25 protein-coding genes are annotated in these 20,716 nt (G+C 45.7%); 20 read left to right on the plus strand and 5 right to left on the minus strand.

Annotated elements, in window-relative coordinates:
- Nucleotides 1–134 precede the first annotated feature (134 nt).
- The 8 genes from Q9R36_RS12260 to Q9R36_RS12295 all read left to right on the plus strand — a co-directional run bounded on the left by Q9R36_RS12260 (nt 135) and on the right by Q9R36_RS12295 (nt 6,259).
- On the plus strand, nt 135–479 hold the full coding sequence (locus tag Q9R36_RS12260) for a PadR family transcriptional regulator (protein ID WP_009794561.1): 345 nt from the start codon (nt 135–137) through the stop codon (nt 477–479).
- Nucleotides 476–817 carry a DUF1048 domain-containing protein gene (locus Q9R36_RS12265; protein WP_009794560.1) on the plus strand — a complete coding sequence of 114 codons (342 nt, stop codon included), beginning with the start codon at nt 476–478 and terminating at the stop codon, nt 815–817. The genes Q9R36_RS12260 and Q9R36_RS12265 overlap by 4 nt, the downstream gene beginning before the upstream one ends.
- A 225-nt stretch (nt 818–1,042) precedes the next feature.
- Nucleotides 1,043–1,816: an ABC transporter ATP-binding protein gene (locus Q9R36_RS12270; RefSeq protein WP_094767874.1), complete on the plus strand. Its 774-nt coding sequence runs from the start codon at nt 1,043–1,045 to the stop codon at nt 1,814–1,816.
- Entirely contained in the window at nt 1,806–2,555 is a 750-nt protein-coding gene (locus tag Q9R36_RS12275) for an ABC transporter permease (RefSeq protein ID WP_311225195.1), read from the plus strand. Before Q9R36_RS12270 ends, Q9R36_RS12275 begins: the two co-directional genes overlap by 11 nt.
- Nucleotides 2,556–2,923: 368 nt before the next feature.
- Nucleotides 2,924–3,937 (plus strand): DUF3231 family protein, encoded by a 1,014-nt coding sequence (locus tag Q9R36_RS12280; RefSeq protein ID WP_253618889.1) that lies wholly within the window; start codon nt 2,924–2,926, stop codon nt 3,935–3,937.
- Nucleotides 3,938–4,390, plus strand: coding sequence for a hypothetical protein (locus tag Q9R36_RS12285; protein WP_253618887.1), 453 nt, complete (start codon nt 3,938–3,940; stop codon nt 4,388–4,390).
- 213 nt (nt 4,391–4,603) lie between these two features.
- A complete protein-coding gene (locus Q9R36_RS12290; RefSeq protein ID WP_009794555.1) occupies nt 4,604–6,016 on the plus strand; it encodes an MFS transporter in 1,413 nt (470 codons plus the stop codon).
- Nucleotides 6,017–6,094: 78 nt separating this feature from the next.
- On the plus strand, nt 6,095–6,259 hold the full coding sequence (locus tag Q9R36_RS12295; protein ID WP_180827315.1) for a hypothetical protein: 165 nt from the start codon (nt 6,095–6,097) through the stop codon (nt 6,257–6,259).
- Between the two features lie 51 nt (nt 6,260–6,310).
- Here the strand turns inward: Q9R36_RS12295 and Q9R36_RS12300 are convergent, their stop codons facing one another.
- Nucleotides 6,311–6,664 (minus strand): DUF5661 family protein, encoded by a 354-nt coding sequence (locus Q9R36_RS12300; protein WP_101548667.1) that lies wholly within the window; start codon nt 6,662–6,664, stop codon nt 6,311–6,313.
- A 213-nt stretch (nt 6,665–6,877) separates the two neighbouring features.
- On the opposite strand from Q9R36_RS12300, the gene Q9R36_RS12305 reads away from it, so the two are divergent.
- Complete coding sequence (locus Q9R36_RS12305) at nt 6,878–7,885, plus strand: DUF3231 family protein (RefSeq protein ID WP_311225196.1); 1,008 nt, start codon at nt 6,878–6,880, stop codon at nt 7,883–7,885.
- Between the two features lie 59 nt (nt 7,886–7,944).
- Here the strand turns inward: Q9R36_RS12305 and Q9R36_RS12310 are convergent, their stop codons facing one another.
- From Q9R36_RS12310 to Q9R36_RS12320, 3 genes are all read right to left on the minus strand, one after another.
- Nucleotides 7,945–8,700 (minus strand): SDR family oxidoreductase, encoded by a 756-nt coding sequence (locus Q9R36_RS12310; protein ID WP_311225197.1) that lies wholly within the window; start codon nt 8,698–8,700, stop codon nt 7,945–7,947.
- A gap of 268 nt (nt 8,701–8,968) precedes the next feature.
- The gene (locus tag Q9R36_RS12315) at nt 8,969–9,523 is read right to left on the minus strand and encodes an MEDS domain-containing protein (RefSeq protein ID WP_094767882.1); all 555 of its coding nucleotides are present in this window, start codon (nt 9,521–9,523) and stop codon (nt 8,969–8,971) included.
- Between the two features lie 107 nt (nt 9,524–9,630).
- Nucleotides 9,631–10,833: a CynX/NimT family MFS transporter gene (locus Q9R36_RS12320; RefSeq protein WP_129613133.1), complete on the minus strand. Its 1,203-nt coding sequence runs from the start codon at nt 10,831–10,833 to the stop codon at nt 9,631–9,633.
- Nucleotides 10,834–11,350: 517 nt separating this feature from the next.
- On the opposite strand from Q9R36_RS12320, the gene aspA reads away from it, so the two are divergent.
- The gene (gene aspA, locus Q9R36_RS12325; RefSeq protein ID WP_009794546.1) at nt 11,351–12,781 is read left to right on the plus strand and encodes an aspartate ammonia-lyase; all 1,431 of its coding nucleotides are present in this window, start codon (nt 11,351–11,353) and stop codon (nt 12,779–12,781) included.
- A gap of 20 nt (nt 12,782–12,801) precedes the next feature.
- A complete protein-coding gene (locus Q9R36_RS12330; protein WP_311225198.1) occupies nt 12,802–13,854 on the plus strand; it encodes an LLM class flavin-dependent oxidoreductase in 1,053 nt (350 codons plus the stop codon).
- A 104-nt stretch (nt 13,855–13,958) separates the two neighbouring features.
- Here the strand turns inward: Q9R36_RS12330 and Q9R36_RS12335 are convergent, their stop codons facing one another.
- Nucleotides 13,959–14,240, minus strand: a complete 282-nt coding sequence (locus tag Q9R36_RS12335) for a YesK-like family protein (protein ID WP_165352626.1) — start codon at nt 14,238–14,240, stop codon at nt 13,959–13,961.
- Between the two features lie 116 nt (nt 14,241–14,356).
- On the opposite strand from Q9R36_RS12335, the gene Q9R36_RS12340 reads away from it, so the two are divergent.
- From Q9R36_RS12340 to Q9R36_RS12380, 9 genes are all read left to right on the plus strand, one after another.
- Nucleotides 14,357–14,905 carry a VTT domain-containing protein gene (locus tag Q9R36_RS12340; protein ID WP_094767887.1) on the plus strand — a complete coding sequence of 183 codons (549 nt, stop codon included), beginning with the start codon at nt 14,357–14,359 and terminating at the stop codon, nt 14,903–14,905.
- Nucleotides 14,906–15,091: 186 nt separating this feature from the next.
- Nucleotides 15,092–15,580 (plus strand): helicase, encoded by a 489-nt coding sequence (locus Q9R36_RS12345; RefSeq protein WP_240684180.1) that lies wholly within the window; start codon nt 15,092–15,094, stop codon nt 15,578–15,580.
- Complete coding sequence (locus Q9R36_RS12350; RefSeq protein WP_129613138.1) at nt 15,577–16,020, plus strand: GNAT family N-acetyltransferase; 444 nt, start codon at nt 15,577–15,579, stop codon at nt 16,018–16,020. The genes Q9R36_RS12345 and Q9R36_RS12350 overlap by 4 nt, the downstream gene beginning before the upstream one ends.
- Before the next feature lie 137 nt (nt 16,021–16,157).
- Nucleotides 16,158–16,610 carry a MarR family winged helix-turn-helix transcriptional regulator gene (locus Q9R36_RS12355; RefSeq protein WP_129613139.1) on the plus strand — a complete coding sequence of 151 codons (453 nt, stop codon included), beginning with the start codon at nt 16,158–16,160 and terminating at the stop codon, nt 16,608–16,610.
- A gap of 22 nt (nt 16,611–16,632) precedes the next feature.
- Nucleotides 16,633–17,151, plus strand: a complete 519-nt coding sequence (gene paiA / locus Q9R36_RS12360) for a spermidine/spermine N(1)-acetyltransferase (RefSeq protein ID WP_022544576.1) — start codon at nt 16,633–16,635, stop codon at nt 17,149–17,151.
- A gap of 19 nt (nt 17,152–17,170) precedes the next feature.
- The gene (locus Q9R36_RS12365) at nt 17,171–17,782 is read left to right on the plus strand and encodes an FMN-binding negative transcriptional regulator (RefSeq protein WP_094767891.1); all 612 of its coding nucleotides are present in this window, start codon (nt 17,171–17,173) and stop codon (nt 17,780–17,782) included.
- An 80-nt stretch (nt 17,783–17,862) separates the two neighbouring features.
- The gene (locus Q9R36_RS12370) at nt 17,863–18,603 is read left to right on the plus strand and encodes an alpha/beta fold hydrolase (protein ID WP_101548681.1); all 741 of its coding nucleotides are present in this window, start codon (nt 17,863–17,865) and stop codon (nt 18,601–18,603) included.
- 489 nt (nt 18,604–19,092) lie between these two features.
- Complete coding sequence (locus tag Q9R36_RS12375; protein WP_101548683.1) at nt 19,093–19,884, plus strand: alpha/beta fold hydrolase; 792 nt, start codon at nt 19,093–19,095, stop codon at nt 19,882–19,884.
- A 298-nt stretch (nt 19,885–20,182) separates the two neighbouring features.
- The gene (locus Q9R36_RS12380; RefSeq protein WP_180827275.1) at nt 20,183–20,692 is read left to right on the plus strand and encodes a GNAT family N-acetyltransferase; all 510 of its coding nucleotides are present in this window, start codon (nt 20,183–20,185) and stop codon (nt 20,690–20,692) included.
- Nucleotides 20,693–20,716 lie beyond the last annotated feature (24 nt).

Raw genomic sequence — 20,716 nt, forward strand, 5'->3', positions numbered from 1 at the left:
GGCAGCAAACAGCTTTAACGTACTTGACAGACAACGCTACTCGGTATTACTATATAGTTAGTAATAAGTATTACTGAATACCGGTTATACAGAGTACTAAATATACAAGTGAGATATAGACGGGGGTAAAAAAATTGGAAAATATCACGGAAATGCTGAAAGGAGTGCTTGAGGGCTGTGTGCTTGAGATCATCAGCCGCGGCGAAACATATGGTTATGAAATCACGCAGCAGCTCCGGCAGCTCGGCTTCACTGATGTGGTTGAAGGGACTGTTTACACCATTACCATGCGGCTGGAGAAAAACAATCTGGTGGATATCGAGAAAAAGCCCTCCACTGTGGGACCGCCGAGAAAGTTCTACACCCTAAACGCAGCTGGCCGGGAAAAACTCAAAGCCTTTTGGGAAAAATGGGCCTTTGTCTCGGGCAAAATTGACGAACTGAAAACTAAACAAATCAAAAAGGAGAATGCGAAATGAGTATTTTTGAAAAAATCATCGGCAGCCTGGATGACAAGCGGGAATGGAAAGCGATGGAGGCGCGTGCGAAGGCACTTCCAAGCGAGTACTCTGCCGCGTATAAAGCGATCCAGAAATATATGTGGACGGCTGGAGGCGGTCCGACTGATTGGAAAGGCACGAATCGCATCTTCACCGGCATCCTGGACCTTTTTGAGGAAGGGGCAGCGGAAGGCAAGAAAGTCACTGATCTGACGGGCGAGGATGTTGCTGCTTTCTGTGATGAGCTGGTGAAGGATGAGAAAACCTGGAATGACAAATATCGTAAGAAGCTGAATGATACCATCGGCCGCGGATAGGCAATAATCTAACAATTGAATTAGAAACCTGCTGAATAGCCAGGTCTGATTGACTGCTGCTATTCAGTATTTTTTTAAGCGGGTAGTAAGTAATACTGATAATCGGTATAACAGAGTAGCGAATAAGATTATGTGATCAAAGCCCTGTGTCTTTTTGTCCGAAGGCAGAAAACAGATTGTTTCTCGGACCTCGGTTTTTGCTGCAAATAAAAAGGAGGAATCTATATGAACCATAAAGCGATTTCTGTAAAAGGGTTAACAAAATCCTTCAAAGACAAGGAAGTTTTAAAGGGGGTGGATTTTGAGGTGAGGCGCGGCGAGATCTTTGCATTGTTGGGTTCCAATGGGGCGGGCAAAACAACGACTGTAAATATTCTCTCGACGTTATTGAAGGCAGATGATGGTAAAGCAGTTATTGGTGGTTTTGATGTTCAGCGCCAGCCGGAGCACGTCCGCCAGAGTATCAGTCTGACCGGGCAGTTCGCCGCAATAGACGGCATGCTGACCGGGCGGGAAAATTTAATGATGATTGCCAAGCTCCGGGGAGTATCCAATCCAGCTGAAGTCTCCGACAATCTGCTTTCCCGATTCAGTCTGACAGAAGCGGCCAGCCGCCGGGCAGAAAAGTATTCAGGCGGGATGAAGCGCCGGCTCGATCTCGCCATGAGCCTGATTGGGAAGCCAGAAGTCATTTTTCTCGACGAACCTACCACAGGGCTTGATCCTGAAGCCCGGATTGAAGTCTGGAATATTGTCAAAGAGCTAGCCGGCAATGGTACGACTATATTACTGACGACCCAGTACCTGGAGGAAGCCGAACAGCTGGCCGACCGCATTGCCATCCTGCATGACGGGAAGATCATCACCACGGGCACCCTTGTTGAACTCAAGGAGATGTTTCCGCAGGCAAAAGTAGAATACATTGAGAAGCAGCCGACATTAGAGGAGATATTCCTTGCAATTATCGGCAAAAAAGGAGGAGATGGAAATGAAAAATAAAACAGGGGTACTGCTGGGACGATTAATGCGCAATATCATGCGCAGCCCGGACACAATCGTCACGGTAGCCATTACGCCGATTACGATGATGCTGCTGTTTGTTTACGTATTTGGCGGTGCTATTGAAACGGGCACGGAGAACTACGTGAATTATTTACTGCCTGGAATCTTGCTGATCACGATCGCCTCCGGCGTCGCTTACACATCCTTGAGGCTCTTTAATGATGTAAAGAGCGGGCTGATGGCCCGTTTCGTTACCATGCCCATTAAGCGCTCATCTATATTGTGGGCTCATGTGCTAACCTCGCTTGTGTCCAATGCACTTGCTATTGTGGTGGTAATCCTCGTCGCATTCATAATGGGCTTTCGTCCGGATGCTAATATCTTCGATTGGCTCGCGGCGGGTGGGATTCTCCTGCTGTTTACGCTGGCGCTGACATGGCTGGCGGTAATTCCAGGGTTGACTGCCGATTCAATGGAAGGGGCTACAGCATACTCCTACCCGTTGATATTTCTCCCATTTATCAGTTCGGCTTTTGTTCCCACTGAAACCATGCCTAAAGTTGTTCGGGTATTTGCTGAGAACCAGCCAGTGACTTCCATCGTCAATTCAGTTCGTGCCCTCTTCTATAATGGGGCTGTCGGCAGCGGTATCTGGACAGCACTTGCCTGGTGCCTTGGCATTATGATCATTGCTTATTTTATTGCCAGTAAGGTATTTAAACGCCAGTTGGAGTAAGAAAAGGGCGGTGCCTGACCAATTTAAGGCCCTTCCAGAGTGTCAAAGCCAGGAATTCGATTAATTGGCCCAGTAATCTACCAACTATGAGATTAATTTAACCATTTGACTCAATAATCTACCAACTTCTTACTTGTTCTACCAACTGGGTAAAATAGGGCTGATACTTTGAATGTATCAGCCTCTTTTATTTGGTGGAGAGTATGATCCCCAAAAACGTCTGTATAATGGTAACAATTCTCGTTTAAGAGCCCGTTTTTACTGATTCGATGAGGATATTGAAGAAGCTGTTTCAAGGGATGTTCATGTATAGACATTTTTCATAGGGATAAACTACCTTAGATAAAATCTTGCAGGGGGTATGGACTGTGGAAACCAGTGATCATAGCACGAGACTAAGTTCATCGGAACTGGCAAACCTTTGGAGTCAATATATAAATGACAGCTTATCTCACTGTGTGTTTCGTTATTTTCTTAATCATGTACAAGATAAAGACATTACTCAGGTACTGCAGTATGCCCTTGAATTAACGGAAAGGCATATGCAAAAGGTTGAAGGATTTCTTAAAAAAGAAAATTATCCAACACCTAAGGGTTTTACTGATGAAGATGTTACAGTGGAAGCACCCGCTTTATTTACAGACACCTATATGATTGTTTACTTGCATATTATGGCTGTTCATGGGTTGACCAGGTACGCAGGGGCAATCGGCAATATTGTAGCAGAGGAGCAGCGGAAGTATTTTATTGGTGTGATTACTGAAACCTTGGAATTGTATGATCGGGCTACCAAGACCCTTGTAGACAAAGGAATTATCAGCAAACCACCTGCTTTTAACAACCATCAGAAAGTCGAATTCGTTAAGAAGCAAAGTTTTATGACAGGCTGGTTAGGAAAACGAAGACCTATAAGTGCAGTGGAAGTAAGCGGTACCTATCTCAATCTGCAGAAAACCATGACAAAGATTGTTCTGGAATTAGGATTCAGTCAAGTTGCCAGATCGAAAGATGTTAAAAAGTTCATGGAAAGGGCGAGGGCGCTCTGCAACGACCACTTTAAAATCTTATCTTCCATGATGACTGAAGATAACCTGCATGTTCCCAGGACATTTGAGTCTGAGGTGACCGATTCAACGACCCCTCCTTTTTCCGATAAGCTTATGATGTTTCATATAGCATCGCTTATCTCTTCTGCCATCGGTTATTATGGCGAAGCAATGGCAATCAGCCAGCGCAGGGATCTTGCAGCTGATTACGCAAGAATGATAACAGGAATTGGAGTGTTAGCTGAAGACGGCATGAACATATTAATAGAAAATGGGTGGATGGAACAGCCTCCTCTAGCAACAGATCATGAAGACCTGGCAAAAAACAGAAGGTAAATGAATAAGAAAGATAAAGTTGTCGAGAGTATTTTATGGAGTATAGCCTTGCCCGGCTTTGCCCAAGTATTAAACGGGCAGCTTGTAAAAGGTTTCTTATTTATTGCATTGGAAGTTTTAATCAATGTGATGGCTAACTTCAATGAGATAATCCGTTTGAGTTTTATTGGCAATATAGAAGGTGCAATAGCGGAAACCAATTATTCCTGGCTTATGTTTTACCCATGCCTATACTTTTTCGCAATGTGGGATGCCTTTAAAGGGGCAGGAGGGGGGAGAGAACCTTACTCCTATCTTCCGTTTGTGTCCTCAGCTTATTTAGTTACAGTAGGAATTATGTATTCAGCAGATGCGAAATTATTCGGTGTATTATTGGGCTCAGTTTGGTTTCCGATGTTATGTGCTGCTCCAGGATTAATAATAGGCTTTTCTTTAAAAAAGTTCTTAAATTGAGCCGAGGATGAACCCAGTCGTTTGTCCTTTTTATTAATTATTAACTACTTCAATCCACGGCGCCCACAACGGATTTCTTGCTTTATGTTTTAACCCCCAAATAAAGGGAAAAACCAACTAAGCTAGTTAGTTAGATAGTATTTAGGAGGGGGAAATGTGAAGAAACAGCGAGAGACACTAGAGGCAAAAGATATTACTGTTGTGGACAGTTCGATGGCGAAGAAGTCCATGATGGGGACATCCATCGGGAATGCGATGGAGTGGTTTGATTTTGGTATCTATTCATTTTTGGCAGTTACGATGGGCAGGGTGTTTTTTCCGGAGATTGACCCATCTTTTCAATTAATATACGCGTTTGCCACGTTTGCGGTGGCATTTATTGCTCGTCCGCTCGGCGGTATGTTCTTCGGGATGCTTGGTGACCGGATAGGCAGGAAGAATGTGCTGGCCATTACGATGATCCTGATGGCGGCTTCCACGCTCAGCATCGGCTTGATCCCGGGCTTTGCAGCGATTGGGATCACAGCTCAAATTTTACTATTATCAGCAAGGCTTGTGCAAGGTTTTTCAACCGGCGGGGAATATGCCGGGGCTATGACCTACATAACCGAAACAACTCCTGATAAAAAACGCAGCTTCATGGCCAGCGGCCTTGAGGTTGGAACACTGGTCGGCTTTATTGCCGGCGCCGGCCTTGTTACGCTGCTGACCTTTATGCTTGGCAGCGAGGCGATGACGGCATGGGGCTGGAGAATTCCGTTCTTCATTGCTGCTCCGCTTGGAATCATCGGCTTCTATTTCCGTAATCATTTAGGTGAAACGCCGGCTTTTGAGGCGATGAATGAATCAATTGAAGAGAAAAAGAATGAAAGTGTTACGCTAAAAGAGATTTTTGCCGGACATTGGAGAGCATTATTGACTTGTACGGCGATTGTTATTTTTTACAATGTTATGAGTTATACCGTTCTGACTTATATGCCGTCTTATATGTCAGAAGAGCTCGGGTACAGTGAAGGGAAAGGGCTCCTGATGCTTGTTCTTGTGATGATCGTCATGATCCCGATGGTATTGGCAATGGGGCATTTGAGCGACAAATTCGGACGGAACCGCATCCTGAAAGCCGGCCTGATTGGCGCGGTTGTCCTGAGCATCCCTGCTTTCATGCTCGTCCGCTCGGGCAGCACCATGGGCGCTTTCCTTGGATTGCTGATCCTCGGCCTGCTGCTGACGACTATGCAGGGCTCACTGCCGGCAACACTCCCGTCGTTATTTTATACGAAAGTGCGCTACGGGGCACTGGCAATCACGTATAATACAGCAACGTCGCTGTTCGGAGGCACAACACCGCTGCTGGTCGCATGGCTGGTGAGCGTAACCGGCAATAATATGGTGCCAGCTTATTACCTGATGGGCATGTGCCTGTTCGGCATTATTGTTGTCACCCTGTTTGTCAGGGAGACGGCAGGAAGATCGCTTCGCGGTTCTGCACCGGTTGTTGAGCATCAGAGCGAAGTGAAGGAAGTCCTTAAGAATCCGGAGAGAGCCTACTGGTGGAAGAATGAAGGAAGAGCCAGGAAAGGCGCTTTGGGTAAAGGGTTATTGGCTGGATTGTTGAATAAGCATTAAAAAAAAGGTGCCTGACTCCAAACGCATACAAGCTGTGCTTATGGAGTCAGGCATTTTTTTAATAAGGAGGGTGCAAGGGTGAAAACCATGTCTTTGCGATTGATATTTATCATAGTGGGGGCTTTAGTTGGAGGACTCATTGTATATCTTATAAACGGGGGATTTCCACTGGGTGTCCTGGCAGGCTTTGCGGCCGGCGCGGTGATTATTCTTGTTTTAGCTGTGTATAGAAGAAAAGAGTGAGGCGACCTGTCCCGCTGTCCCAAGATACTTAAGAAAGTGGGGGAATGCACCTCATTTATTCCAATAAGCCTTCGCTTCTTTCTCCAGCACCTTTAGCCGCTTATAGTAATCAGGAAACTCGTTAAGGTGTGCGAGGGCAATTTTTCCTGTGATGAGAGGGTCATCACCTGTTACATTCGTTTGGCTGGAGATCTTACCGTGCTCAAGCTCTGTATTTACACCAAGCCAAAATTCATTTAAATCAAACCTGCTTTTAGTAAAATCGATTCCCAGCAGCAAAGCGATGGCAGCTGCTTCTTCTTTGGAAAAAGATTTTTGCCTGGCAGCATGATGGGGATATGGATATCTTACACTATGCCTATGGCCAACGATGAAACGGTGAGAATAAGGATCATGAAAGTACATGTACATCACTCCTAGAGGGCAGATTACGTTAGTAGGCTATGAATTTCAAAGTGAGATGGTGTCTGGCTCCAAGTCTTTTATACTTGGGAGGAGCTTGCTTTTAGAAGGAAGGACAAGGGAACTGTTCCCCCTAGCCCTTAGGTATGTGTTCAAACATATTTCTCCTTATTCAGGAGATAATAACCCTTATGGACTTAAATAGGAGGAAAAGGCATGGAGACTCATCATAATCATATGAAGCTAACCGCCGCAGAATTGAGTTATTTATGGGCTTCTTTCATGGCAGACAGTATGGCGGTTTGTGTATTAAAGTATTTTCTTCGTCATATTGAAGATGAAGATATCCAAAAGCTTGGTTCCCATGCTTTGGATTTGTCACAGCAGCATGTGGAGATCATAAGAGGGATCTTTACAGAAGAAGGTATCCGGATTCCGCAGGGATTTACGGAGGAAGATGTGAATTTAGAGGCGAAGCGATTGTTTTCCGACGTTTTTTATTTGCGCTACATGCACAATATGGCAAAGGGGGGTCTTGCCACTTATGGCCGGGTGCTGCAGAATACATGGCGGTCTGATATTCATTCATTCTATTCCAAGTGCTTAACCTCAACAATCGAGTTAAAGACCGAGGCCAATGAGCTGTTATTGGAAAAGGGACTGAGTGTGCGCCCGCCAAGCATTCCATATCCGGAAAAAACGGAGTTTGTTCATAAGCAGTCCTTTATTCTGGAAGGGCTGGGGAGGAGGGAATCCCTCACCGGGTCAGAGGTGACGAATCTTCATGCAAATATCCAGACGAATCATTTAGGAACCTGTATGGCTTCAGCCTTCAGCCAGGTGGCCAAATCAGATAAGGTCCGGAAATATATATTAAGAGGAAAAGAAGTTTCCCGGAAACATATAAAGGTTCTGAGCCGCTACTTGGAGATGTGTTCATTGCCTGTCCCCATGGGCTTTGACCAGGAAGTAACCGAATCAACCGAGTCGCCATTTTCAGATAAATTAATGATGTTCCACTTTGGCCTGATGATTTATGCCGGAATCGGGAACTATGGAATAGCCATTTCAGAGAGCAATAGAAGCGATCTGGTTATTGATTATGAGCGGTTTACTGGAGAGGTCCTCAAGCTATCTGAGGATGGAGTAAATCTGATGATTGAAAACGAATGGATGGAGCAGCCGCCATTGGCAGCAAATCGCAGGGACTTGGCGAAGGATTGATAAAAAAGAGGTGCCATTGCCCGGAACAGGGGGGCAGGCACCTTTTTTGAGCTGCAGGATCATCCCCTCATAAACCCGCCTTCCGAATGGATAATCTGGCCGGTGATCCATTCAGCATCTTCGCTTGCCAGGAAGGCAGCAAGACGTGCAGTATCATCCGGTGTGCCAATCCGGCCCATTGGAAATTTAGGCAGGAGGTGATTTCTGATACCGTCTGTCATCCACGTCGAATCGGTTGGACCTGGATTGATAGCATTAACGGTAATCCGAAGCGGTGCAAGCTCCTGTGCTAATGATCTCGTAAAAGCAGAAATGGCGCCTTTGGTCGCTGCATAAGCCAGTTCCCCTGGCATTGGGGCTATATCCTGACCGGATGTCATGTTGATAATGCGGCCAGACGGTGAACCTGAGTCTTTAAACCGGCGGGCAAACTCAGCACACAGAAGAAAGGTGGACCTCATATTGACCGCGTAATGAAGGTCAAGTGTGCTTGCATCTAACGATTTATAATCATTATTAACAGAATGAGCGGCATTGTTAACCAAGATGGACGGAGAGCCCAGTCGGCCTGCAGCTTCTTCATAGATGGCCAATGCCGCATTTGGATCTGTCAGATCCACCTTTAGTGCCTCGCAGCGTACACCAATATCAGCAATATCCTGCTGAAATTGTTCAATCCACTCAGCATCAGAATGCCAGTGTGTAAAAAATATATCTATATCCTGTGAAGCCAGCTTGCGGCAAATTGCTGTACCAATTTCATTTTCACTGCTCGCACCTGTTATCAGTGCGGCCTTTCTTCGAGAATGACTCATTGTTTTTACCTCCCAGTATAGAGAACAATTTTGAAGCTGGCAAAAGAGATGCAGAGTCACAGAAAATAGCAAACCCCTTTGACAATGTCTGCCTGGCCGATGGCATGATATGGTTCCATGCCAGATCATTAAAATGTTACGAATATTCAGTTGATTAATTGTATCATAGGGTGATTGGGATGAGAAATCTATACATTAAAGAAGCAAAAAGCCGATAAACTAAGCAAAAAACCCGGTTCCAGTAGGTTTGGAACCGGGTTAAATATGATTAAGAAAGGTACATGACTTCCTCATCATTTATAACTATATTATGGCAATTGTGCAAAGCCTTCCTGAATGAACCAGGGGTCTTACCTGCAGGATAAACACATACAGACAGGATACCTTTTTCGTTGACACTCTTATCGACAATCTGTTCATACTCTGCTAATTTTTCGTAAATCTCCTTGTCTTCTCTCCATTCTACGAGTCCCCAAGTACTAATAGAAGTCTTTTTCTCCAAATGCGGTTCAAGTGTTTTTAAAAATTCACTGACCACAATATGAGGATGGAAATTACCTTGGGCATAATAGAAATCGTAATTATTCATGACTAGCAAGTTGGATAATTGATCTGTGCTAAATTCTTTATGGAGCCTTTCCTGAATCAGGCGAAGATTTCGATCATTTTCAAGAAGAAAGATGAAATCGCCATTCCTGATGCCCGCCGAGATAAAAGAAACGGCATTATTGATATAATTTTCTTCCTGGTTATAAAGATAGCAGATATGTCCGCCATTATTCTTCTTATACTCGTGATACAAATCCACAATTAAACTGTCCATGCATATCTCCTCATCTATAGATGTTTATAACATTGGTAAAAATGAGCAACCCCATACACAGCTAAACAATATCACAGATTATATAATATCTTTTTCACTAAATCCAATTATACAAAACGATTCCTACCTGACAGCATTCCAAACACCATCACTATAGCGGAAATGCCGATCAGTGTAATCAGCGGCATTGTCCATGAATGTGTCAGGTCAAATAAGTAGCCGATGAAAAGTGGTCCGATGGAGGCAAGGATATAGCCGGTAGATTGGGCCATGCCTGATAACTCAGCAGCCTGCCTGCCATTCCGGGCCCGGAGTCCTATGTAGCTGAGGGCGAGCGGAAAGCTGCCGCCAAGTGCGACTCCGATCAGGATGATGCTGATGATTAAGAGAGGGTAGGTGGAACCAATCAGCAGCCCGCAGTAGCCGGCTACTGCACAAAGGCTGAGTGCGAAGGCAATCCAGACCTGTGATTGATATCTGCCTGCAAGGACAGGGATGAAAAAGCTTGCCGGCAGTCCTACCAGCTGGGTAAAAGACAGCAGCCACCCTGCCGTTGTGATGCTGATCCCGTGGCTTTGCAGAATTTCCGGCAGCCAGGAGATCGTAATATAAAACAAGGATGACTGAAAACCCATGAAAAGCGCAAGCTGCCAGGCTAGAGGCGTTTTCCACATTTGCCCGGAAGCTGTCCCGGGATTTGGCATGACGGTGCCAGGATTGCTTTGGTGAGATCTGAAAAGGAAAAGCCATACAGTGAATGCAGCAATCACCGGAATGGCCCATACCGCCTGGGCGCCCTGCCAGCCAAGATTCGCATCGACTGCCAGGGGGACGCTTACTCCGGATGCAAGCGAAGCAATTAAACCCATAGAAGTGGAATACACACTTGTCATCAATCCGAACTTATTCGGAAATTTATCCTTCACTACTGCCGGCAGAAGGACATTGCCGATAGCGATGCCTAATCCGGCCAGAAAGGTCCCGGCAAAAAGAAAAAAGGCCATTGGAATCGAGCGGATAGCAATGCCGGTGAAAAGGGAAAGCAGGCCGATCAGCAGTGTCCGCTCATTAGTCAGGCGCAAAGCGATTTTTGGCACCAGGGGAGACATGAACGCAAATACCAGGAGCGGCAGGCTCATCAGAAGACCTGCACTCCAGTGCGCCAGGCCGACATCATCCTGGATGATTCCTACCAGAGGCCCTAATGATGTGATGGCTGGCCGAAGGTTAAAAGCAACCAGGATGATACCCGCAATAAATAAGTACTGCTTGGCTGGATCCATTTTGGCTCTAGGATTCAGCTTATCCATAAAACATTCCTTCTCTCATACCCATTTTTTCTCAAGTATAGCATAGCAGGAAGGGGATTAACCGGGTGAGAAGGAGGATTGTTCCAAATTTCTGACAATGTTTCACGTGGAACAAATTTTTTTCGGATTTTCAAAATGCAGGGGAAGCGGGGAAAGTAAGGCTTGTTATATTAATTGGAATTTAAGATTTAAACGCTGGTATTGTGAAGACCTTATAAGGGGAATGGGTGCAATTGCTTGTAATAATAATGCTTGCTCCAGCCCGCGGTAGCAATCCGCTATTTTTTCTGCCCCGCACCAGCCGACTAACCCATCCATCATAGCATGTGCCATTCTCCCCGCCATTACCCCTCCGCACTGGAAGGAAATAACCTGCTGAACACCGTCAAAAAAGGCCATCCTAAAACAGATATTAAAGATGAATATTGGACCGAAGTCATTTACAATAGAGTGGGATTAGCAATAAGATATACCACCATCAAAAACAAATAGCGAAAAGAAGAGGAATGAGGCAACGATGTCAGTCAAGACAAACGGTTTTCGAATAGAGAAGGACTTTCTGGGGTCAAAAGAGGTCCCTGCACATGCGTACTACGGGATTCAAACACTGCGTGCGGTAGAAAATTTCCCGATTACCGGCTACCGGATCCATCCTGAGCTGATCAAAGCGATGGCGATGGTAAAGAAGGCAGCTGCAATGGCGAATGTGGAGGTCAAGGCTCTTTACTCAGGCATTGGAGACGCGGTTGTCCAGGCGGCAGATGAAATGCTTGCCGGCAACTGGCATGATCAAGTAATAGTCGATCCGATCCAGGGGGGAGCAGGGACTTCTTTTAATATGAACATGAATGAAGTGCTGGCAAACCGGGCGCTTGAAATCATGGGCAGGGAAAAAGGGGACTATCCATACTGCAGCCCGAACACTCATGTGAATATGTCACAGTCTACGAATGATTCCTTTCCTACAGCGATGCACATATCCATTCTCAAGGTGCTCGAGCAGCTGATTGCTTCTATGGAGCACATGCATAAGGCATTTATGGATAAAGCTGATCAGTTTAACCATGTCATCAAGATGGGCCGGACACATCTGCAGGATGCTGTGCCAATCAGGCTCGGGCAGGAGTTTGAAGCCTACAGCCGCGTGATTGAACGCGATATTAAGCGCATCAAGCAATCAAGGCAGCATCTGTATGAATTGAATATGGGAGCAACGGCTGTCGGCACAGGCTTGAACGCACAGCCCCGTTACATTGAATTAGTGGTTGAGTATCTGGCAGATATCAGCGGCCTTCCGTTTAAAGGGGCGGAGCATCTGGTTGATGCTACTCAGAATACAGATTCATATACAGAGGTCTCCAGCGCGCTGAAAATCTGTATGATCAATATGTCTAAAATTGCAAACGACCTGCGTCTGATGGCTTCAGGTCCCAGGGCAGGACTCGGGGAAATCTCCCTGCCGGCGAGGCAGCCGGGATCTTCCATCATGCCAGGCAAGGTTAACCCGGTTATGCCGGAGCTGATCAACCAGACTGCCTTCCAGGTAATCGGCAACGACCAAACCATTTCACTGGCCTCTGAAGCCGGGCAGCTGGAGCTGAATGTCATGGAGCCAGTGCTGATCTTCAACCTGCTGCAGTCGATCACCATTATGACGAATGCTTTCAAGTCGTTTACCGACCACTGTGTCAAAGGGATTGAAGCAAATGAGGACCGGATGAAGCAATATGTAGAAAAAAGCGTTGGCATTATCACAGCCGTCAATCCTCATATTGGCTATGAAGTGGCGGCCCGGATTGCCAGGGAAGCCATCCTGAACGGCGCCCCTGTCAGGGAACTCTGCCTGCAGTATGATGTCCTGACAGAAGAAGAACTGGACCTGATCCTGGATCCGTACGAAATGACACATCCAGGCATCGCCGGTGCTGCACTATTAGATAGAGACTAAACGATCAGGGAGAGATGAAAATGGAAATCGGAATCAGCACATTTGTGGAAACGACCCCTGACGTTAAAACAGGAGAAACTGCAAGCCATGCACAGCGGCTGCGCGAGGTTGTTGAAGAAATTATCCTGGCTGATGAAGTTGGGCTGGACGTTTTCGGTGTCGGCGAGCACCACAGGAAGGACTATGCTGCTTCTTCACCTGCAGTCGTCCTGGCTGCTGCCGCGCCGCAGACCAAAAAAATCCGCCTGACAAGTGCGGTCACCGTCCTGTCATCGGCCGATCCAGTCCGGGTCTTCCAGGACTTTGCCACACTCGACGGCATCTCGAACGGCCGGGCTGAGATCATGGCGGGTCGAGGGTCGTTCATTGAATCGTTCCCGCTCTTCGGTTATGATCTCCAGGACTATAATGAGCTTTTCGATGAGAAGCTGGGCCTGCTCCTGGCACTGCAGAAATCTGAAAAAGTGACTTGGGCTGGAAATCACCGTCCGGCAATTGAAAATCTCGGTGTGTATCCGCGCCCGGTCCAGGATCCATTGCCGATCTGGATCGGGAGCGGAGGGAGCAGTGATTCTGTCATCCGCGCCGGACTTCTGGGACTGCCGCTTGTCCTCGCAATCATCGGCGGCCGTCCGGTGCAGTTCGCCCCGCTCGTACAGCTGTACTACAGGGCTGCAGCACAAGCCGGCCATGACATTTCCAAGCTCCAGGTAGCCTCCCATTCTCACGGATTTGTGGCAGAAAGCAATGAAGAGGCAGCGGACAAATTCTTCCCGCCGACCCAGCAGGCCATGAACGTCCTTGGCAGAGAACGGGGCTGGGGCCATTATGACCGCGGAGCCTTTGATGCGGCACGCAGCTTTGAAGGCGCCCTGTATGTAGGAGATCCGGAAACTGTTGCTAAAAAAATCATCGATCTTCGAAAGAACGTCGGCATTACCCGCTTCATGCACCATGTGCCAGTCGGAAGCATGCCGCATGAGGATGTCATGAAAAGCATTGAATTGCTCGGCAGGGAAGTTGCGCCGATTGTGCGTGAGGAAATTGCCAAGTGGGAAGCAGAACAGAAATAAAAGGACAGAGGGGCATTTTTTGTCCCTCTGTTTCATTCTTTAAGCCGTTTTAAGTATTAAATTTTCTTTTTTAGCCATTGCAATAAAGCTATCTGACGTATACGCTATTTTTTTCGATTACGAATAGAATTCATAAGCCAATTTATAATTCCGGTTAAAATAGTTCCAATAAAAATACAAACTCCAATAAATCCATATCCCATACCGCTCCAGCCGCCGATAAACAGACTGATAATGATAATGGCTATGCTGATTATCATTAAAGCTGAAAAGCCTGCTTTAAGGTACTTGTCTTTCTGTACAGAACCTTTTAAAATTTTGGATGCAGCTGCAAATAAAATGCTGATTCCTAATAATATAAAGATAAAAACTCTAAAGCCTGCCATACCTTCCCCTCCGGAACTAACATATTTTACATTCGGTTGTACTATTATAGTAATTTTCATCAAAAAAGCCACAAAGTTCACAAAACAGCCTTATAAGGAAGGAAAGCCTATTTAGTATGAAGGAAATGATCATTGATTTATTTGAGTCATATACGCATATAGCTTTGGTGCTAAGCCTTATAATCAACATTATCATCAGCCTGCTTGGGGTTGTACCCAGTGTTTTTCTGACTGCCGCGAATCTGGCGGTATTTGGTTTATGGGGAGGAATCGCTGTATCTTTTGCAGGTGAGGCCGCTGGGGCAGCCGTTGCCTTCATCCTCTACAGAAAAGGATTTCGAAGGTTAAAGGACATGCGCGGCCTGTCCCATCCCAAAGTACAGAAACTGTTGGAAGCCGACGGCAAGGAAGCATTCTCCCTGATTCTTGCTCTTAGAATTCTTCCTTTTGTCCCTTCAGGCCTTGTCACTTTCATTGCTTCAATTGGAAAAACCGCTTTTCTCACGTTCTTCCTTGCCAGCACCCTTGGAAAAATACCGGCCATCCTGATTGAAGGTTTTTCGGTATACCAGATTATCAATATGGAATGGGAGTGGAGAATAGCCGCAATCGTGATTGCCGCCATTCTGCTCATTTATGTTTCAAGGAAGTTTCGTACCCGGTAAAAACAAGACAAGCCATCTGAGCGCTTGTCTTGTTTTTTTGTCCGGAGAATAGAAAAAGGAAATAGGCCTGCTGCATTGAATATGAATATATAAAAGCACAGATTAGGAGTGATCACATTGGCCATTAACAGCCTAAAAATATACCCGGATTGCCCTATTGTAAAAAGAACAATAGAAGCGGGCGGCATGACGAAACAACAGCTTCTCCAGAGATTGCAGCAAGCCTCTATCCTGATGAACGAATATGGAGAAAGATTGTTTTCTGATGATCTGTTCACGGCTTCTGCTGAAACATACATGATTGAAACCGTTGAACTGACAGTGGCTGGGCTTGGTTTTCAGCAGGGAGCTCCTCTGGACCGGATTTTTCAAAGAGCGGGTGAACTGGGGCTGGGTTTGTGTCCGCTGGAGCTGGGTCCTTACATGAGGCTGCAGTATCAGGATCAGCCTGAAGGGTTATCCGCAGAATTATCACAGCGTCATCAGGCACCTACCGGCTCCATCACCATTGCTTCAGCCTTACTGACAGATGACCATGATTTCCCGAAGGGCTTTTATCTAAGAAGCATGGACGGCGCCATATGGCTGCGCGGTTATATTGCGGATTACCTGCATATTTGGGATCCCCATGATCATTTTATTTTTGCAGCATCATTTTCAGGAGAAAAGAAATGAAAATGATCCCGTATCACCCGCGCTATGCCTCAGAGACCGTGAAAATGTGGAGGGACAGCAAGGAGAAGGCGATTGGGCAGAAAGAAATCCACAGCTTTGAGGAACATATATATTTTTTAAATAACATTCTAGCACGCCAGTGTGAGATCGATCTGGCATTGTCGGGTGAAAAAGTAGTCGGCATCGTCGCCTATAATAAAACCGAAATCAGCCAGCTTTATATCCATACTGACTATCAGGGTATAGGGATAGGAACAGAAATGCTCAGCAGGGCAAAAGAACAATCAGATGGCCGGCTAACCCTATACACCTTTGAGGTAAATGAGAATGCTCAGCGCTTCTATCAGAAGCATGGATTCAACATTATCGGCCGTGGCTTCGAGAACGAAGAAAATTTGCCGGATATTCTTTATGAATGGGAAAAGGAATCAGGCAGGTGAAATGGATGAAAAACAGGCATTGCCGCTGGCGGTGCTTATTTTTTATTTATATCGGCGTGGTTTTTGTTGTAAATGCAACATAAATAAGTTAGATTTAATTCATGTCAGTACATTAAATATGGCTTAAGGAGCAACTAATGACGGAAATTCTTCGAGAAATAGGCATGATTGCAAGAGCCCTGGATTCAATCAGCAATATTGAATTCAAAGAGCATGGCCTTACCAAAGGGCAGTATTTGTATGTAGTGCGGATCTGTGAGAATCCCGGGATTATCCAGGAAAAGCTGGCCGAGATGATTAAAGTCGACCGGACTACAGCCGCCCGTGCCATTAAAAAACTTGAAATGAATGGCTTTATTGAAAAAAGGGACGATCCTGAAAATAAGAAAATTAAGAGGCTTAATCCAACTGAGAAGGGCAGCAGTGTGTACCCTTTCATCAAGAGTGAAAATGATTATTCCAACAAGGTTGCATTAGAAGGATTCACTGAAGGAGAAGCAGAAGCCATGTTCCATTTTCTCCAGAGAGTCAGAAAGAATGTTGAAAAAGACTGGGAATCTGTGAAAAAAGGAAACAAGAGAATCTATTGACCAATGAAGGAGCGGTTAAAAAATGTCGATGTATTTGAAAAGATGTACCCTGGAAGATTTACACCAGCTGCAGCAGATCAGCATTGAAACTTTCAATGATACCTTTAAAGATCAGAATTCACCAGAAAATATGAATGCTTATCTGGAGAAGGCATATAACTTAGAGCAGCTGATAAAAGAGTTATCCCATAAGTCTTCACAGTTCTTTTTTGTTTTTTTCAATGAAGAGATCGCAGGATACTTGAAGGTCAATGTGAAGGATGCCCAGTCGGAGGAAATGGGCGAGGAAGCGCTTGAAATAGAGCGGATTTATATCAAGAAGTCATTCCAGAAGCATGGGCTTGGCAAATATCTGCTGAACAAAGCGATCGGAATGGCAGAGGAGCAGGGAAAAAAGAAAGTCTGGCTGGGTGTGTGGGAACAGAATGAAAATGCGATTGCTTTTTATCAAAAGATGGGGTTTGTCCAAACAGGAGCCCATTCATTCTATATGGGCGATGAAGAACAAACAGATCTGATCATGGTTAAGGTGCTTCTATAACAATTGGGGTGATATTAGTATGTATGTTCCAAAGCATTTCAGGGTTAATGATGAAAATGAGATTTGTCGTTTTATCGAGAATTACAGCTTTGCGACGCTCATTTCCCAGCACAACGGAGAACCATATGCGACTCACCTTCCCCTGACATTGAAGAAGTCCGAGCATGCTTTATATGGACATTTTGCCCGTCCGAACAATCAGTGGAATACCGCCGGGGGCCAGCAGGTCCTTGCCATTTTTCAAGGCCCTCACAGTTATATTTCACCCTCCTGGTATGAAACGAAAATGGCTGTCCCGACCTGGAACTATGTCTCTGTACATGTATACGGAAAACTGGAGATAATTGAAGATGAATCAGAGATATTCAATACCCTGAATGACTTGACCGTCAAATATGAAAGTCCGGAAAGCCCATATCAATTGGAGCACATAGATCAAGATTTCATAAAGGGGATGAGCAGAGGGATTGTTGCTCTTAAAATAAAGATCGCCAGAATTGAAGCAAAGGCTAAATTGAGCCAAAATCATCCCGTTGAGCGGCAGGGATTAATCATAAAACATTTGGAGCAAACCGGTCAGCATGACGGTCTGCAAATTGCATCTCTTATGAAGAAGAATCTGCAAAAATAGCATTCTCAAATCATGCTGGTTGAAGAGCTGCCTGTTAGTTGTTAAATGATTCTTGGTAATCATTCAGAAACACGAGGGGAATGGGTTTTATGAAAGAAATAATGGCAGAGATAAAGGGCTGCAAACTATATGCCAAATTGATGGGCGGAAACTGCGGGAATCCAACAATCATTATGGACGCAGGCTATGGCGACTATTCAAAGGCCTGGGATCCGGTACTTGAAGAACTCTCAATGCTATCGAGAGTTTTCACCTATGACCGGGCAGGGCTCGGAAAAAGCGAAAGAAGTAACAGCCCGAGAACTAGCCGCGAGATGGTAAAAGAATTAAAACAGCTGCTCACTGTAGCCGCGATTGCCCCGCCCTACCTATTAGTGGGCCACTCATTTGGCGGCGGGAACATGCGGATGTATGCTACGGAATTTCCTGATGAGGTGTGCGGGCTGGTCCTGGTTGACTCAACTCCTGAAGAGTACAGGGAAAGATTCCTACCGTCAATGCCGGAGGATTTTCAGGAAGCCTACAATAAGCAATTCGTCAGGGAAGGCAATTATGATGAGTTTATGGAGAGCCTCCAGCAGCTGAAAGATACGAGGCGCCGGTTAAACGTGCCGCTAATTGTCCTATCAGCCGGGAAGAAGGCTCACTATTCTGCTGAATCACAGGCATTGTGGAACGATATGCAGCGGGAACTGCTGGAGATCTCCTCACAGGGTGAGATGGTGATCGCTGAAAACAGTGCTCATTATATACAGCGGGATGAACCTGAAGTGATTGTGAATGCAGTAAGGAAGCTCATTGATCTGCAATGCTGCGGATAAATACCTTTTGGATGGACATTTATTCTATATGGATGAATGTCCTTTTTATTTTGCGGGCAGAAATATCTGGATAAAAGAGGGGATTGAGTTCTAGTATAGAACTGTTTATATAGCATAAGGAGAGGGTGGATGAACCTAATCAAAAAGCTGGTTTGTGAATCTATTTTCCATTCCTGTTTACTTTTTCTCCTTAACAATGGCAGCATTCTAATCAGACTCCGGTAAGAAGTCAGTTTTAACAGATATCCTGAAGTTCGCTCCATTTTTAATTATAAATCTTATAGCGATGCTGTTCAGTTTAAGAAAGAAAGATATTGATCTGCCCTTAGTTTGGAGAATACTCTTTTTGCCGATTGTGTTGTTTGTAATGCCAGCTATTTCGGCTGCTGTGATCTTTGTGGCTGCGACTGTGTTTTTCTAACCAAGTTTAATGCCTGAAACAAATTAGATTCTTACATATTTTTAATTAGGAAAAGGAGAACTGCAACTATGTCTATTTACCATAAAACCATTGGAGAAGGGGTCCCAATCGTTATGCTGCACGGCTGGACACTTGACCACAGAGTGATGCAGCATGCAATGGAGCCGCTGTTCGAGAAGCAGGACGGCTGGAAAAGAATTTATATTGATTTGCCTGGCATGGGCCAGTCTGAGCCGCTGCCTTCGATCCGAAACTCGGATGACATGCTGGAAGCCGTGCTGCAGCTTTTAGATGAGATCATTCCTGAAGAAACGTTTGCCGTCTGCGGCTATTCGTATGGGGGCTATCTGGCGAGAGGGGTCGCTTATTCAAGGCCGGGTAGGGTCCGGGGTCTAATGCTGCTGGCGCCGGTGGCCATAGCTGAGTCTGCCGGCAGGACATTGCCCCAGCATGCGGTTTTAAAAAAGGACAGCAGCTTGATTTCGAGTCTATCCCCAGAGGACGCTGAAGAGTTCTGTTCCGTTGGAGTTGTGCAGGGTGAGGAAGAATGGGAAAGATTCCAGAAAGAAGTTCTGCTTCCTTCCAGACTGGCCAATGCAGAGTTTCTAGAGAGAATCCAAAATAACGGATACGGCTTTAGCTTTGATATAACAACAAGACTTGACCATCCGGCGCTGATCATCACAGGAAGGCAGGATCATATTACCGGCTACCGTGATACCTGGGAGCTGATAGAGGACTATCCGCGGGCCACTTTTGCAGTTCTTGATATGGCGGGTCACAATCTGCAGATTGAGCAGGCAGATGTGTTTAATGCTCTGGTTGAGGAATGGCTGAATAGGCTTGAGGAGAAGAGCTGAGGATAGCACAGGAGCAGGTTTCTTGAGCCCAAACGGACCGAGGGAACTGCCCTGTGGCTCGTATGCTCGAACCAAACGGAAGGGACATACGGTGTGATAAAGGAAATTGGAAGGGCAATATTGCGTCTTTAAGTAATCAGGAAGAACACAGGGCAGCTGCCCTTTCAAAATTGAGCCAAGGGACCTGTCCCTGTGGCTCTTTTTTCGCGATTTCCATCAACAAGAAGGAAACCCGTTACCCGGCAGCGAAACAGGTCATATGCATATTTTGGAAAAACAGCAAAGGAAGCTGATCTTAATGAAATTGATAAGACCCGCAAAGATACATAAAGAACAAATGTTGGCATACCGAAAAGCATTTCTGGACTCGGGAGAACTTCTTTATGGAGGCTCTTCCCTGCAAAACTATGAACATTATGAGAAATGGCTCGAAAAAGTCATCAGCCAGGAAGAAGGGCAGCTGCCGCCAAACCGGGTTCCTGCGACACAATTCCTGAGCATGGTTGATGATAAAGTAGTCGGCCTGGTTAATATACGCCACCGGCTGACACCAGAACTGCTGGTGGAGAGCGGGCATATCGGCTACAGCATCCATCCGGCTGAACGCCGCAAAGGATATGCCGCTGAACAGCTGAAGATGAGCCTGGTCGAAGCAAAGAAATTGGGTTTGGAAAAAGTGCTGGTCACATGTGATAAAGCAAATATAGCTTCAGCCAGGACCATTCAGAAAGTTGGCGGGGTATTGGAGAATGAGGTCATTTCGCCAGACAGCGGTGAGGAGGTTCAGAGGTATTGGATACAGCTTTGACTTTTGTACCCGTCATTTTCTGCA

Source organism: Bacillus sp. AG4(2022) (genome assembly GCF_031844465.1).
Lineage (GTDB): Bacteria > Bacillota > Bacilli > Bacillales > Cytobacillaceae > Bacillus_AB > Bacillus_AB infantis.